The sequence below is a fragment of the Mesorhizobium sp. WSM4311 genome, from assembly GCF_002295115.1.
Classification (GTDB): Bacteria; Pseudomonadota; Alphaproteobacteria; order Rhizobiales; family Rhizobiaceae; genus Mesorhizobium.
The window spans coordinates 600,810-614,812 of the sequence record NZ_NSFV01000001.1; the positions used below are offsets into that span (position 1 = coordinate 600,810).

The window sequence follows — 14,003 nt, forward strand, 5'->3', positions numbered from 1 at the left end:
TCAGGGGGTATGGAGCTAAGCCAGCAAATGCGCCAGCAGTGCCCGCAACTGCGCCGGTTTCAGCGGTTTGCGCATCAGTTCGATGCCGTCGGCGCGCGCGGCCTTGGCGACGGCTTCGGAACTGTCGGCGGTGACGATCAGCGCCGGAACGGCGCGGCCGAGATAGTCGCGGACTTCCGATATGGTGGCGGTGCCGAGGTCACCGCCGTCGAGATGCTGGTCGGCAATGACGATGTCAGGCACCCAGTCGGTATCGCCGAGCAGGTCAAGCGCATCGTCGGTCGAGGTCGCTGCCCGCACCAGGCATTGCCAGCGCTCGAGCAGGAAGGTCATGGCCTCCAGCACCTCGGCGTCGTTCTCGACCAGCAGCACCTTGGTGCCGAACAGGCCGTAGCCGCGCGACCGCTCCAGGCTGGTGGCGCTGGCGATGGCGTCGGCGGGGGCGCCGATGCCGACCGGGACATCGATATGGAAGATCGTGCCGCGCCCGACCTTTGACGAGAAGGTCACGGGGTGGCCGAGGGCGCCGGCCATGCGGCGCACGATGGCAAGCCCGAGCCCCAGGCCGCCGCCGTCGAGCCCCGCATTGGCGGGCAAGGTGCCGCGATGGAATTCCTCGAACACCGCCTCGCGCTGGTCCTCGGGGATGCCGCAGCCGGTATCGGCGACGTCGATGCGGATCGTATCGCCGCGATGCCTGGTGCCGACGAGCACGCCACCCGAGCGGGTATAGCCCAGCGCGTTGGAGAGGATGTTCTGCAGGATGCGGCGCAGCAGCGTGCGGTCGGAGCGGACCACGGCATTGACCGGCCGGAATTTCAGCGACAGCCGCTTCATTTCCGCGACCGGCTGGAAATCCGAGCGCAGCGACGAGAACAGCGCCTCCAGGTTGACGTCGCCGATGTCGGGGTGCACCACGCCGGCGTCGAGCTTGGAAATATCGAGCAGGGTGCGCAGCAGGTCCTCCATCGTCTCCAGCGAGCGCTCGACCTGCCGCACCAGCTTCCTGCCTTCGTCGCTGGTCTGCACCTCGGCGAGCGCCGAGACGGACAGATGAGCCGCGTTCAGCGGCTGCAGCACGTCATGGCTGGCGGCGGCGAGGAACCTCGTCTTGGACAGGTTCGCGAACTCGGCGTTTTCCTTGGCGGCGCTGAGGTCGATGTTGGACTGTTCCAGCCGCCGCAAGGTCGAGTGCAACTCCTCGGTGCGCATGCGCACCCGGTTTTCGAGCGAGATGGCGGTCTGGAACAGCGAGAAGGCATTGCCTTGCTGGTCCATCGAGCGCTCGACGCGGCTGACCAGGGCGGCATTGATCTTCTTCAGTTTTTCGAGGTCGTTTATATCCTTGAGCGGCATCTTGTCATTCTGCAGCCTGGCGTTCGCCAAAGGCAATGCCGGTGAAGGTCTGGTTCAAATGCATCGACCGGTACTGTTCGCCATAGGTGCCGAAGCCGACGACATTGTTGACCCGGTAGAGTTCCGAAATATCACGAAAGACCTGCCGGTTGCGCGCATCGAGCCGGCGCAGCACGCAGTCGAAGCCGAGGATCAGGTCGATGCCGCCAAGCCTCGCCTCGACCTCGCGCAGGGCCGCGCGTGTCGATTCCACCATGTCCTTGGGTTGGGCGATCGACAGCACGACGCCGTCGTCGATGGCGCAGAAGAACGACAGCGAGCCGTCCGCGTGCATCCTCTGGATCGAGCGGCAATAATATTCACCGCCCACCTTCACCACGACCGGGTGCGAGGCGAAGCTCAGCGGCGTCAGGGTCTGCGGGACGATACCGACGGAAGCGGCATATTCTTCTGCCGCGTTGGTGGCGTTGAACTCGCGTACGATGCGGTGATCGGCATCGGACGCCGTGACCACCAGTTTTTCGTCGGTCGGCACGAAATTGTCGGTCTTGAAGACGTGGAACGGAATTTCCGTGGCGATCAGCACGATGATGGCGCTGTCCGAGGTGACCCTGCCATTCGAGATCAGGCGCGTCGTCTCGAATTTCAGGTCATCGCCGGCCGAGCCGCCGAGCAGGGGTATGTCGTCAAGACCCCAATGGATGGCAGAGCTGACCGCTTCCTCGGCATAGGACAGCCCGTCGATGAAGCAGAGCGCGAAGGTGTTCCTGGTCCGCTCGCCGCCCACCCGGACGCGCAGCGTGCGCCGCAAGGCCTCGACCTCGCCGGTGATCCTGTCCATGCCCGACGAGGATAGATTGTCCACCATGGCGCTGACCGCGGTGAACGACGCCGAGGGAAGCAGCATCGCCAGCATGTGGCCTTCCTCGAGCCCCTGCGGCGTGATCTCGCCGGCGGTGGAGCAGCCAGCATGGTGAAGCCCCGGCGCATACGCCGAGAGCGCCCGCGACAGGGCGCCGGCCTCGACAAGGCTTTGGGAGAAGAACACGAGGGCAAAGCCGGCGTCGATTGCCGCGGCCTCGCTGGCGACCGCGCGAGCGAAAGCAACCGGGTCGGGCTCGTCCGTGGTCAGCGCCGACAGGCCGCAAGCGTAGCGCGTCCGTGAACTGGTCAGCGGCGTTCTCCCGCATTTCCTCCGACGCTCTTTTATACGCGGCTGTTTTTACAGGCTTCTGGCGCGCAGGCGTCGAAGGATATTGTTGCTTCCAATCGGTGTTTTGGCAATGGGGTGAGGGGAATGTGCCTCCGGCCGTGGCCATGACCGAAAGTACAATGATCCGCCTTTTCCGTCGCGCTGTTTTTTGTGCGTTGTGCGGTGTACGAATAACGCATGGCCGAAGTGCCAGCGGCGCGTCGGCAGCGTGATGACCAAGGTTGATACCCAGGGAGGATTCATGTCGGACGTTTCGTTGATGGTGAACGGCAGGCGGTTCAGCGGGACCGCCGAGGATCGAACGCTGCTGGTTCACTTCCTGCGCGAGAATCTCGGCTTGACCGGCACGCATGTCGGCTGCGACACCTCGCAATGCGGGGCCTGCGTCGTCCATGTCGACGGCAAGGCGGTGAAGTCCTGCACCATGCTCGCGGTACAGGCGTCCGGCTCGAGCGTTGTAACGATCGAAGGTCTCGCCAACGGCGCCGACCTGCATCCCGTGCAGGCCGCCTTCAAGGAACATCACGGCCTGCAATGCGGTTTCTGCACGCCTGGCATGATCATGGCGGCAACCGACATGATCAACCGCCATCCCGAAGGCCTCGACGAGGCGACGGTGCGAGCCGAACTGGAAGGCAATATCTGCCGCTGCACCGGCTACCATAACATCGTCAAGGCGATCCTCGCCGCATCGAAGACGATGGCGAAGGGGACCAAGGGCAGGGCCAAGCAAGCGGCGTGATGAACAAGGCAGTAGGGCAGTAGAGCACTAAGGCAGTAGGGAACCAGCAGAAAAACTTCCCTGCTGCCTTAGTGCCCTGCTCACCTACTCCCCTTAAATTCGGGAGGAATTTCTGATGGGTATTGAAGGTGTTGGCGCTCGGGTGGCGCGCAAGGAAGACAAAAGGTTCATCACCGGCGCCGGTCGCTATGTCGACGACATGGTGGTTCCCGGCATGAAGCATGCGGCTTTCGTGCGCAGCCCGCACGCGCATGCGCAGATCAAGAAGATCGACGTCAAACGAGCGCAAGCCATGCCCGGCGTCATCGGCGTGCTGACCGGCAAGGAGCTCAAGGCCGACGGCATCGGCAACCTCATCTGCGGCTGGATGATCCATTCCAAGGACGGTTCGCCGATGAAGATGGGCGCCTGGTCGCCGCTGGCCGTCGACAAGGTGCGCTATGTCGGTGACGCCGTCGTCATCGTCGTGGCCGAGACCAAGGGGCAGGCCCGCGATGCGGCCGAGGCGGTCGAGATCACCTACAAGGAATTGAAGGCCGTCGTCGAAGCCACCAAGGCGCTCGAAAAGGGCGCGCCGCAGATCCATGCCGAGGCCGAGAACAACCTGATCTTCGACTGGGAGATCGGCGATGCCAAGGCGACCGACGCGGCGATCAAGGCCGCGGCGCATGTCACCCGCATGAAGATCGTCAACAACCGGCTGGTGCCGAATGCCATGGAGCCGCGCGCGGCTCTCGGCCACTACGACAAGGCCGAGGACCATTACACCTGCTGGACGACATCACAGAACCCGCATGTCGCGCGGCTGGTGATGAGCGCCTTCTACAATGTCGCGCCGGAAAACAAGCTGCGCGTCATCGCGCCGGATGTCGGCGGCGGCTTCGGCTCCAAGATCTACATCTATCCCGAAGAGATCGTCTGCCTGTGGGCTTCCAAGAAAACCGGCGTGCCGGTCAAATGGGTCGCCGACCGCACCGAAAGTTTTCTCTCCGACGCGCATGGCCGCGACCATGTCTCGACGGTGGAAATGGCTTTCGACAAGAACAACCGGGTCACCGGGCTGAAGGTCGACACGATCGCCAATCTCGGCGCCTACATGTCGCTGTTCTCGTCCTGCGTGCCGACCTATCTCTACGCGACGCTCTTGTCGGGCCAGTACGACATTCCGGCCATCCACGCCAATGTGCGCACGGTCTACACCAACACGGCTCCTGTCGATGCCTATCGCGGGGCAGGGCGGCCGGAAGCCACCTATCTCCTGGAACGCACGATGGAAGCGGCGGCGCGCGAGCTTGGCGTGTCGCCTGCCGAATTGCGGCGCAAGAACTTCATCACCTCCTTCCCGCACCAGACACCGGTGATCATGAACTATGACGCCGGCGACTATGGCGCCTCGCTCGACGCGGCCATGAAAGCTTCGGATTATGCCGGCTTTGCCAAGCGCAAGGCGGCGGCCGCTAAGAAGGGCTTGCTGCGCGGCATCGGCATGAGCTGCTACATCGAGGCTTGCGGCATCGCGCCGTCGGCGGCGGTCGGCTCGCTTGGCGCCGGCGTCGGCCTTTGGGAATCGGCCGAAGTGCGGGTCAATGCCGTCGGCACGATCGAGGTGCTGACCGGCTCGCACAGCCATGGCCAGGGCCACGAGACGACCTTCGCGCAACTGGTCAACCAGCGTTTTGGCGTACCGATCGATTCGGTTTCGATCGTCCATGGCGACACCGACAAGGTGCAGATGGGCATGGGCACTTACGGTTCGCGCTCGGGCGCGGTCGGCATGTCGGCGATATCAAAGGCCCTCGACAAGGTCGAGGCCAAGGCCAAGAAGATCGCCGCCCACCTGCTCGAAGCCGACGAGGGCGACATCGTCATCGAGAACGGTGCGCTGAAGGTTGCCGGGACCGACAAGAACGTGCCGTGGTTCCAGGTGGCGCTGGCCGCCTATACCGCCCACAATCTGCCGGCAGGGATGGAGCCCGGATTGAAGGAAACGGCCTTCTACGATCCGTCGAACTTCACCTTCCCGGCGGGCTGCTACATCTGCGAGGTCGAGATCGAACCGGAGACCGGAACGACAGAGATCGTCCAATTCGTGGCCGCCGACGATTTCGGCAACATCATCAATCCGATGATCGTCGAGGGCCAGGTGCATGGCGGCATCGCGCAAGGGATCGGCCAGGCGCTGCTGGAGGGCGCCCATTATGACGCCAGCGGACAGCTGCTGACCGCGAGTTACATGGACTATACGATGCCCCGCGCGGGCGACCTGCCGTCGTTCAAGGTCTCGACCTCGAACACGCCATGCCCGGGCAACCCGCTCGGCATCAAGGGGTGTGGCGAGGCCGGCGCCATCGGCTCGCCGCCGGCGGTGATCAACGCCATCACCGATGCCATCGGCATCGCCGACATCGCCATGCCCGCCTCGCCGCCCACCGTGTGGGCCGCGATCCGCGCCGCGAAGCACTGAGGAGGAACAACCATGTATTCGGTTAACTACCATCGCGCCGCCTCGGTTGCGGATGCCGCCAAGCTGGTGAAGAGCGGCGACGCCAAGCTGCTGTCCGGCGGCATGACGCTGATACCTGCCATGAAGACGCGGCTGGCGGCCCCTTCCGATCTCGTCGATCTGTCGCGCATCAAGGAGATGCAGGGCGTCAAGGTGTCGGGAAAGACGGTCACTATCGGCGCGGCCACCACGCATTTCGACGTCTCCAACGACGAGAAGCTCAAGAAGGCCTGCCCGGCGCTTGCCCATCTGGCATCGCTGATCGGCGATCCGGCGGTGCGCTACAAGGGCACGATCGGCGGTTCGATCGCCAACAACGATCCGGCGGCCGACTATCCGGCGGCCCTTCTGGCATTGGGCGCCACCATCGTCACCAACAAGCGCGAGATATCGGCCGACAAGTTCTTCAAAGGGCTGTTCGAAACGGCCTTGAAGGATGGCGAGATCATCACGGCGGTCTCCTTCACCGCCCCGGCAAAGGCGGCCTACGAAAAATTCCGTAACCCGGCCTCACGCTACGCGATCGTCGGCGTGTTCGTGGCCAAGGGCAAGGACGGCGTCAGCGTCGCGGTGACCGGCGCCGGTGACGACGGCGTGTTCCGCTCGAAGGAGATCGAGGCAGCCCTTGCGAAGAATTTCGACGCCGCATCGCTCGCCGGCGTGAAAGTGCCGGCGAAGAACCTGATGAGCGACATCCACGCTTCCGCCGACTACCGCGCCAACCTGATCGCAGTCATGGCCAAGCGCGCGGTGGCAGCGGCTAACGCCTGACAGCATCGGTTGCCGACATGAAAGGGGCCATCTTGGCCCCTTTTGTATGCGGCAGTGTAGCCGTGCGGCTCGTGAAGGAATTCCGCCACGCGGCCGCTCCCTTGCTCGAGGCATTTCCGCCAGCCTGCTGCCCAAGGAACTGCGTCGCTGCCAATCTCGCACTTGCACAAACCTATATTGCACTGCAGTATGGGTTGGGGCGGGAATGCGAGCCGGGTTCGGACATGTACCGCCGTGCCCTTTCGCATGCCAATGCGAAGGATCGGCATGTCCGAAATTACCGCGACCCAGATGGTTCCGTCCCGATCCGCCGTCGACAGATCGGCCAGAACAAGATTGGCCTATCTCGATGGCTGGCGCGGCCTGTCGATCGCCCTGGTGCTGATCGGGCATTTTTTCCCGGTGCCCGGAATCAATCTGGGCGTGCTCGGCGTCGAATTCTTCTTCGTGCTCAGCGGCCGGCTGATGGGCGAGATCCTGTTCATCGAACGCTATCCGCTGAAGAAGTTCTTCAAACGCCGCTTTTCGCGCATCTACCCGGCACTGCTGGTCTTCGTCGTCATCGCCATGATCGCGCTTTCCGGCACCTTCGTCGCCTTCAAGTGGAAGGCGGCGCTGACGGCACTGACATTCACCTACAATTACGCCGGAATTCTCGTCACCCGCGCCGGAGCGCTCGACCATATCTGGTCGCTTTGTGTCGAGGAGCATGCCTACATCATCCTGGCGTTGATCAGCGCGCTCGTCTCCAGCCGCAATCTCGTCATCCCTTTGCTGGTGACGCTCGCCTTGTTCGCAATGGCCAATGGCGCGGTGTCGTACTGGGTGTTCAGGCTGGATTACGAAGCTACCTACTGGCGCACCGATGTGCACATCGCCTCGATCCTACTGTCGGCTTCGATCTGCCTGCTCAAGGCCGAAGGCCGGCTGCCGGAGGTGCTGAAGGGGCGTTATATCGCCCTGGCAGCGGCGGCGGTCGCGGTTTTGCTGTTCATGGACCCGGTGCCGACGCCGATCCACTATCTCCTGGCGGTGCCGCTGCTGGCGCTGGCCGTCAATGCGCTCGATTTCAGCACGCCAATCTTTTCCAAATTGCTCTCGTCCTGGCCCATGGCGACGTTGGGCCTGTGGTCGTACTCACTCTATCTGTGGCAGCAGCCCTTCTACAAATTCGTCTACGAGCAAGGCAGCAGTCCGTGGCCGATGCTGGCCGGTGTCTTTGCCTGCGCGCTCTGCAGCTATTACCTCATCGAGCGGCCGGCGCGTGAATGGCTGAACCGCAATTGGTGATTCAGGCGTCATCGCGCCGAGGCACTGTTGTTGCGAGCCTGAGATAGCGCCGCAGGCCGGCTTCGCCGCGCGGCATTGTCCAGCGATGGTTCCAGGCGAAGGCCGGCCGCAGCAGGGGTGCCAGGAATTTGAGGATCGGCCTCTCGACAGTGACCTGCCAGGTCAGTTGGACATGGGTGCCGCTGCCCGACGGCGAGAGTTCGGCCCGCCACAGCCCGTCGAAGTCGCCAAAGGTTTTCACGACGACCAGCCGGCCCGGCTCGAGTTCTGCGGCCTCGATGATGAAGTTCAACTCATAGGGCAGGGCGCCGCGCGCCCGCGCCCTTGCCCGCGAGCCGACTGACGCCTTGCCCTTGCGGTCGAGCGGAACCACTTCCTTGTAGACCTCGCCCCACCAGAGCGGCAGCAATTCAGCGTCGGAGAGCACGTCCCACACTTGCTGCGGCGTGCCTTCGGGAATGTCCCAGCTTTCGTCGAAGCGGAAGACGTTGCTTGGCATCGCGGTTCCTCCATTTGGTGGAACGCTTATATTAGGCGCGTCTTCTTTATGTGGCCAGCAATCAGGCGACGATCTGCTTGACGTAATACCGCACCGCTTTCTTGCCGCCGTGGATCACTGCTTCGCCGACCTCGGCAAAGCCCAGCGCGGCGTGGAAGGCGTCCGAGGCGGGGTTGGGCGGATCGGCGTTGACCTCGCAGGTGACCAGCGTGTGGCCGGCGCGTTCGGCATGTTCGAACAGGTCCTGATAGAGCCGGCGCGCATGGCCGCGGCCTCTTGCATGCGCCGCCACGACGACGCGGTCGACATAGATGAAGCGTTCGTAGCGTTCGCGGAACCAGATGAAGTTCGGGCTGTCGTAGTTGGCTTCCTGGTCGAAGGTCATGATGAAGGCCTCGAGATCGCCGATGCGCCGTGCGTAGAACGCCTCGCCGAGCAGGAACGACAGCCGCTCGGCTTCGAGCCAGGACAGTTCGGCGGCATGCTCGTTGTTGAGCGCCAGTATGTCCGCTTCGTCGCCTTGCGCTATGCGGTCTATCGGGGTGGTCATGCCTTGGCCGCCGCGATCGTCGCCGCCACCTGCGGTGTGTCGGTCACTGTGTTGCGGTATTCGCGATCGAGATTGGAGCCGCCCATGCCAACCTTGGGATTGCGGTAGTGCATGGCGCTTGGCACGTCCTTCAGCGCTGCAAAGTGCATTTCGGCCAGTCCGGTTCTTTGGCGCACCTCGGCGATGTTGCCGAGATCGAGCCCGCCGCAACCGAGGATGATGATGCGGTCGCCGGCCTGCCGCACGAGATCCGCCAGTATGGACAATCCTTCGATCGCGGTGTCGCGTTGGCCGCTGGTCAGCACGCGGCCGACCTTGCAGCCAATCAGCGCCTCCAGCGCCTCGGCCGGGTCGCGTGTCATGTCGAAGGCGCGATGGCAGGTGACGTTCAGGGAGCCGGCGGCCTCCGTCAATTCGCTCATGCGCTTCTCGTCGATGGTGCCGTCGGCGTTCAGGCAGCCGAACACCACGCCCGGCACGCCGAGATCGCGCAGCGCCGCGACATCGGCGAGCATCGAGCGGTATTCGGTCTCGCTGTAGAGAAAATCGCCGCCGCGCGGCCGTACCATGACGTGAAACGGCACTGTCGCCTGATCGAGAGCCGCGCGCACCGTGCCGAGGCTCGGCGTGATGCCGCCTTCGACCAAGCTGGCGCACAGTTCGACCCGGTCGGCGCCGGCAGCCTGCGCGGCGAGCAGGCCATCGATGCCTTCGACACAGATTTCGATCAGCGGCAGGCGGGTTTGCGTGGTCAAGGGGCGATCCAGTTCATGATGTTGCGCAAAGCCCTAGCACCCGGGCGGCTGGCGCGAAAGCGTGAACGGCGCACCGCCATTTGGACCAGCCGACATTTCCCGGCTTGACAGTCCTATAACTGTGTAGTTATGAATAACCCATAGCTACACGGTTATGGATTGACCGGTGGCCGTGCGGCGGCAGCCGAAATTCCATCTGCTGAAAATCCCGGATGCGTTGCTTCCGGGCTCGGCAAAACACGTCCTGACGAAAACGCTTCAAAAGGAGAAGACCATGCAAGCTAGACTCAAGAATCCCGTGATGCTCATCCCAGGCGCCCTGCAGGCGCTGCTGGCGTTGGACAAGTCGACCGAAGCGGCCGACATACCCTATGTGACGCGCAAGCTCATTCATCTGCGCGCCAGCCAGATCAATGCCTGCAGCCTCTGCGTCGACATGCACGCGCGCGAACTGAAGAAGGCCGGCGAGAAGGACGAGCGCATTTTTGCGCTGGCTGCGTGGCGCGAGACGCCCTACTTCACCGACGCCGAACGGGCCGCCCTGGCGCTGGCCGAGGCCGGCACGAGGCTTGCCGACCGGCCCGACGCGGTGCCGGACGATGTCTGGGACGAAGCCGCCCGCCACTATGATGAGAAGGCCCTCGCCGCGCTGGTTGTCCAGATCGCCCTGATCAACGCCTTCAACCGGCTGAATGCGACGACACGACAGATGGTCGGCAGCTGGGGCTGAGCACCGGTCCTGCGCTGCAGGATGGTCATCCGATACGGAGCGGGAAGGCGGGCGGCGCGTTGCCTCCCGCCTTTCGCCACATGAGCGTGACGCCTGGCTACTGCCGCAGTTCCGTGTTCTTGGCGCCTTGCTCGACCTGGTCGATCACCAGGAGCTTGACCGGGCCATCGCCGATGTTCGTGGCCTGATGCCACTGGCCGATCATCTCGATGATGAAATCGCCTGTGTTGTAGGTGTTGCTGTTGCCGGTCTCGACATTGGTGACCTTCAGCGTTCCGGCCTCGACATAGGCATAGCGCGGGAAGGGGTGCCGGTGCACCGGCAAGGTCGCGCCCGGTGCGATGTCATAGCTCGACACCAGCACCTGCACGTTCTTCTGCGGCAGCGTGATCGGCTGGCCGGAAGCGGTGGTCGTGCGTGATGCGAGCGGGGTGACGACGACAGGCGCGGTGCTGCTGTCCAGTGCCAGAGCGCAATTCGCGTAAAGCGCAACCGCGGCCAGCAGAACCGAAATCAGGATTTTGCGCATGATACCTCCCCGAACCGAGGCATCTATCGCGCGGCGGACAACCGCGTGCAAGCGGGAGTGGCGTTCGACATTGCGATGAATGGCTCAATCGACCAGCCAGCCGAAGACTTCCTTCATATTCCGCCTGCTCCGCGTCGGGCAGCTTGCCGGAATTTGACGCAGAACAATGTGCCGCCCGATCGCCGGCCCTACAGAATTGCGTTCAGTCGTAGGAGCTCGGACATGATGTTTGATGCAATGACCAGACGCACGGTGGTAGGCACGATGGTCTCCTTTCCGCCCATGGGGGCCGCTGCGGCGGAAAAGATTTTTGCCGCAAACTCGAACGAAAGTCCCATCCTGGCGGGTTTTCGGCGCTGGGAGGCACTGACGAATTCGATCTCCCTGGACATTTCCGACCGCGATCTGAAACGCGTTTATCAAGACATGTCGGAGATCGTGAAGGCCATCCTTGCCATCCCGGCTACAAATACGCACGAGTTCGCGGCGCAGTTCCTGGTTGTTTGCAGCGGCGACGCGATCGAATACCAGCGAGCGGCCCAACAGCTCCATGCCCATGCGCAGAGCATTGTCGGTATGGCGTGAGGGGGGCGCCGTGGGATGGCTCCGCAGGCTTCCTCGCCGTTCCACGTAATCCATCGCAAGCTCCCTGGAAAGCAATGGTGAAGCGGCGATTTTTATTGCGCTCGCCCCGGGCCGCTCTCTGGTCTCCGCCGGCTTTGATCTACCTTTAGCGCGCGATCGAAGATGGGTTCGCTTCATTTAATTGATGGATGAAGCCTAATATGAGTAGGTGCTAATAAATACTCACGTCCTATGTTTTGCAGAGACTCGCTGGTGGGTGGCCCAATATGACCAAGACGACACTCATTGCTATCGCTGTCCTTGCCATCAGCATCGGCTATGCCGAGGCCAAGGACAGGGACCGGCCGGTTTGCACCGCGTCGAGCCCACTCTCCAAGGTTCTCGGTAACAAATGTTTGCTCGTCAAGGGATCGATGATCTATGGCGACATTGCCGAGCTTTCCCAGATAGTTCGTTTGGCCTGGTAGCCAAGGCGGCGGCATGTTTCGCCATCCTGTTTGCCCTTAAGGTCGAGCACCGCGCCGGTCGACTACAAACGCAAACCAGCTCCCTTTCGGAAGTGCTGGACGATTTGGGGTGATGGCGCCGGCGAACTCGCCTTCGTGGAAGAGCTGATTGCCAGTTTGATCTGATTTGACGCGGCCTCTTTGCGGGTCATTCGCAGGGGTTTGCCAAAGCGAGCATGGTTTTCCACCGTTAACTCTTTCGATCGAGTTTTCTTGCTGGCGCTTCGGTGACTCGTTTATTAGAGACTCCTTATGGAGCGACGGCACGCAATCCGAAGGGTCAATGATGGCCTCTGGGAAGTCTACGACATAGACAACAACAAGGTTGTGCGCGTGGGTGGAGTGCCCTTGACAAACTTGTTGGGTGAAGACGCGCTCGACGCGTTGGACCTGATAAGGGATGGCTTCCTGACCCCAGGCCAGTCCAGGAGGACAAAGGCCTAAGCAAGGTGCCAGTTCAGGGCGACTAGTCGGGCGGCGGAAGTTGCAATTCCTGATGCAAACGCTGATTGACAGCGAAAGCGATCGCATCGGACTCACGTTCGAAGGCTCTAGAATAGGTGTTGCCGTCCGTTGTTACGATCGTAACAACCCACTCGCCTAGGGATTGGCTGATTTCTACAGTTGGGGCCATGCTCCTGCTTCAAAAACTGACGGTTTCGGAATGTCTCACGAAGTCGACGCCCTTCATATTAGCGGTCACGAATATAATGCCATGGATGGCTGTGATTCTGCAAATCGTGCGCAAGCCGAAACCGACTTTCGAAAGCGCCAAGCGAGCGACCTGACAGTGGCCCATCGCGGCTTATTGGAGCAAGCCGGCTATTGCTTTCGTCGGGCCACGCTCATCGTCCGGGGCGGGTCGGCGGGCAGGGTGCTGATCGGCCGTGTCGCCTGACATCACCTTTTAGACCCTGCGCAGCTTTGATCACGGCCTTGCGGCTGTTACCGTGTTTTAGGATCAACTCCCAGACCAGGTCCGCAGTCAAACCGTTCTCCGAAGCGAAACTTTCGACCTGATGGTCGTGAATAGCATCATGCCAGGCCTTATAGCCGCCCATTTGGGTCTCCGCTCCAGGCGCCGCATGGCAAGTATATGCGTCCATGCTAATATTGTAGAAACATGCGAACGAAGGACGCAATCAGGCCCATGGCGCGGTCTAGGAGGCCGTTCAGACGCTTCTCGACTGACCGGCGCATTCGCGCGGGTTCATCCCCGCCGGCATACCGAAAGGTCCCACGTGCCGACGTGAGCGGTCATTGGGCGATCTCCCGCTCTACTTGGTCCATGACGCGGTGCCCTGCGGCGCCTAGAACCTTCGCGATGCGGAGCAGTCGAATGGCTAGGCGAATTTTCGGCCTGACAGGGAAGTGTCTTGTCTTCTCATGCCAAAAATCGAAAGCCAGACTCTGACCATCTCGATGTCGAGCTCTCGGTTTTTGTTGAGGCATCCGAAAGCACCGGTGGTGAGGGTCCCGCCGACGACCCCAACTGCCCCAGACGCAACGGCATTCCAAACCTTGGATGGCATCGCGCTAGCCCCTTTCATTGAAAGTTGGATAGTCGCGCAGGAACGCGTGCGAAAGCGCCATCACGACCGGAAAGGACGGGGAGACTCGCAATTATAGCCCCAGACGTAGCCCCAAAGGAAAAAGCGCAATTTCGCGCTCACGCAGACATCATAGCCAAGTGCTTGAGAATGTTTGGCTCCCCGGGCCGAATGAAACCGCGAACTACGAGCTGCTGATCCCCCTCGAAACTACGCCAGAACCTTCCGACGGTTCTGACCCGTCAAGAGCGCGATTTCGCGCTCTTGCCAATTTCTAAAGCCAATGTTTTCGAAATAGCGACAGCGTTGGAAATACTTTTACGATTTCCTCGCGAAATATCTTTAAACCTGTAGGCGCTATCCCTACTTCATCCATTGTCTATCAAGGCAACACCGATGTAACATCGCTCACGGCTGCGCTTGC

Annotated in this window: 14 protein-coding genes; 8 read left to right on the top strand and 6 right to left on the bottom strand. The window is 62.0% G+C overall.

Translation table 11 applies throughout. The features are described 5' to 3' along the window. Window positions 1–15 precede the first annotated feature (15 nt). The gene (locus CK226_RS02940) at window positions 16–1,356 is read right to left on the bottom strand and encodes a hybrid sensor histidine kinase/response regulator (RefSeq protein WP_095787581.1); all 1,341 of its coding nucleotides are present in this window, start codon (window positions 1,354–1,356) and stop codon (window positions 16–18) included. A 4-nt stretch (window positions 1,357–1,360) separates the two neighbouring features. Next, window positions 1,361–2,497, bottom strand: coding sequence for an FIST signal transduction protein (locus CK226_RS02945; protein WP_095772884.1), 1,137 nt, complete (start codon window positions 2,495–2,497; stop codon window positions 1,361–1,363). A gap of 313 nt (window positions 2,498–2,810) precedes the next feature. Between CK226_RS02945 and CK226_RS02950 the strand changes: the two genes are divergently transcribed. The 4 genes from CK226_RS02950 to CK226_RS02965 all read left to right on the top strand — a co-directional run bounded on the left by CK226_RS02950 (window position 2,811) and on the right by CK226_RS02965 (window position 7,875). Continuing rightward, a complete protein-coding gene (locus CK226_RS02950; protein ID WP_095791080.1) occupies window positions 2,811–3,311 on the top strand; it encodes a (2Fe-2S)-binding protein in 501 nt (166 codons plus the stop codon). Between the two features lie 115 nt (window positions 3,312–3,426). Beyond that, window positions 3,427–5,775, top strand: a complete 2,349-nt coding sequence (locus CK226_RS02955; RefSeq protein WP_095790966.1) for a xanthine dehydrogenase family protein molybdopterin-binding subunit — start codon at window positions 3,427–3,429, stop codon at window positions 5,773–5,775. Window positions 5,776–5,787: 12 nt separating this feature from the next. After that, a complete protein-coding gene (locus CK226_RS02960) occupies window positions 5,788–6,585 on the top strand; it encodes a xanthine dehydrogenase family protein subunit M (RefSeq protein WP_095787485.1) in 798 nt (265 codons plus the stop codon). A 267-nt stretch (window positions 6,586–6,852) separates the two neighbouring features. Further along, on the top strand, window positions 6,853–7,875 hold the full coding sequence (locus CK226_RS02965) for an acyltransferase (protein ID WP_095791081.1): 1,023 nt from the start codon (window positions 6,853–6,855) through the stop codon (window positions 7,873–7,875). Between the two features lies 1 nt (window position 7,876). Here CK226_RS02965 and CK226_RS02970 read toward each other — a convergent pair whose 3' ends face one another. From CK226_RS02970 to CK226_RS02980, 3 genes are all read right to left on the bottom strand, one after another. Continuing rightward, window positions 7,877–8,374, bottom strand: a complete 498-nt coding sequence (locus CK226_RS02970) for an SRPBCC family protein (RefSeq protein ID WP_095772880.1) — start codon at window positions 8,372–8,374, stop codon at window positions 7,877–7,879. Between the two features lie 61 nt (window positions 8,375–8,435). Continuing rightward, window positions 8,436–8,924 (bottom strand): GNAT family N-acetyltransferase, encoded by a 489-nt coding sequence (locus tag CK226_RS02975; protein WP_095790967.1) that lies wholly within the window; start codon window positions 8,922–8,924, stop codon window positions 8,436–8,438. After that, window positions 8,921–9,679 (bottom strand): copper homeostasis protein CutC, encoded by a 759-nt coding sequence (locus tag CK226_RS02980; RefSeq protein ID WP_245437640.1) that lies wholly within the window; start codon window positions 9,677–9,679, stop codon window positions 8,921–8,923. Before CK226_RS02980 ends, CK226_RS02975 begins: the two co-directional genes overlap by 4 nt. 274 nt (window positions 9,680–9,953) lie before the next feature. On the opposite strand from CK226_RS02980, the gene CK226_RS02985 reads away from it, so the two are divergent. After that, window positions 9,954–10,409, top strand: a complete 456-nt coding sequence (locus CK226_RS02985) for a carboxymuconolactone decarboxylase family protein (RefSeq protein WP_019858596.1) — start codon at window positions 9,954–9,956, stop codon at window positions 10,407–10,409. 97 nt (window positions 10,410–10,506) lie between these two features. Here the strand turns inward: CK226_RS02985 and CK226_RS02990 are convergent, their stop codons facing one another. Further along, window positions 10,507–10,938, bottom strand: coding sequence for a cupin domain-containing protein (locus tag CK226_RS02990; protein ID WP_095790969.1), 432 nt, complete (start codon window positions 10,936–10,938; stop codon window positions 10,507–10,509). A 222-nt stretch (window positions 10,939–11,160) separates the two neighbouring features. On the opposite strand from CK226_RS02990, the gene CK226_RS02995 reads away from it, so the two are divergent. The 3 genes from CK226_RS02995 (at window position 11,161) to CK226_RS34715 (ending at window position 12,927) form a co-directional block, all read left to right on the top strand. Beyond that, complete coding sequence (locus CK226_RS02995) at window positions 11,161–11,523, top strand: hypothetical protein (protein WP_095787489.1); 363 nt, start codon at window positions 11,161–11,163, stop codon at window positions 11,521–11,523. Window positions 11,524–11,789: 266 nt separating this feature from the next. Further along, entirely contained in the window at window positions 11,790–11,990 is a 201-nt protein-coding gene (locus CK226_RS03000; RefSeq protein WP_095772875.1) for a hypothetical protein, read from the top strand. A 646-nt stretch (window positions 11,991–12,636) separates the two neighbouring features. Beyond that, entirely contained in the window at window positions 12,637–12,927 is a 291-nt protein-coding gene (locus tag CK226_RS34715) for a hypothetical protein (protein ID WP_179300949.1), read from the top strand. Window positions 12,928–14,003: the final 1,076 nt, after the last annotated feature.

Excerpts from the sequence above, each read along its gene's own strand:
- CK226_RS02985 (WP_019858596.1), top strand. The coding sequence starts at position 9,954 with ATGCAAGCTAGACTCAAGAATCCCGTGATGCTCATCCCAGGCGCCCTG.
- CK226_RS02995 (WP_095787489.1), top strand. The coding sequence starts at position 11,161 with ATGATGTTTGATGCAATGACCAGACGCACGGTGGTAGGCACGATGGTC.
- CK226_RS02950 (WP_095791080.1), top strand. The coding sequence starts at position 2,811 with ATGTCGGACGTTTCGTTGATGGTGAACGGCAGGCGGTTCAGCGGGACC.
- CK226_RS02975 (WP_095790967.1), bottom strand. The coding sequence starts at position 8,924 with ATGACCACCCCGATAGACCGCATAGCGCAAGGCGACGAAGCGGACATA.
- CK226_RS02990 (WP_095790969.1), bottom strand. The coding sequence starts at position 10,938 with ATGCGCAAAATCCTGATTTCGGTTCTGCTGGCCGCGGTTGCGCTTTAC.
- CK226_RS03000 (WP_095772875.1), top strand. The coding sequence starts at position 11,790 with ATGACCAAGACGACACTCATTGCTATCGCTGTCCTTGCCATCAGCATC.
- CK226_RS02940 (WP_095787581.1), bottom strand. The coding sequence starts at position 1,356 with ATGCCGCTCAAGGATATAAACGACCTCGAAAAACTGAAGAAGATCAAT.
- CK226_RS02955 (WP_095790966.1), top strand. The coding sequence starts at position 3,427 with ATGGGTATTGAAGGTGTTGGCGCTCGGGTGGCGCGCAAGGAAGACAAA.
- CK226_RS02965 (WP_095791081.1), top strand. The coding sequence starts at position 6,853 with ATGTCCGAAATTACCGCGACCCAGATGGTTCCGTCCCGATCCGCCGTC.
- CK226_RS02970 (WP_095772880.1), bottom strand. The coding sequence starts at position 8,374 with ATGCCAAGCAACGTCTTCCGCTTCGACGAAAGCTGGGACATTCCCGAA.
- CK226_RS02960 (WP_095787485.1), top strand. The coding sequence starts at position 5,788 with ATGTATTCGGTTAACTACCATCGCGCCGCCTCGGTTGCGGATGCCGCC.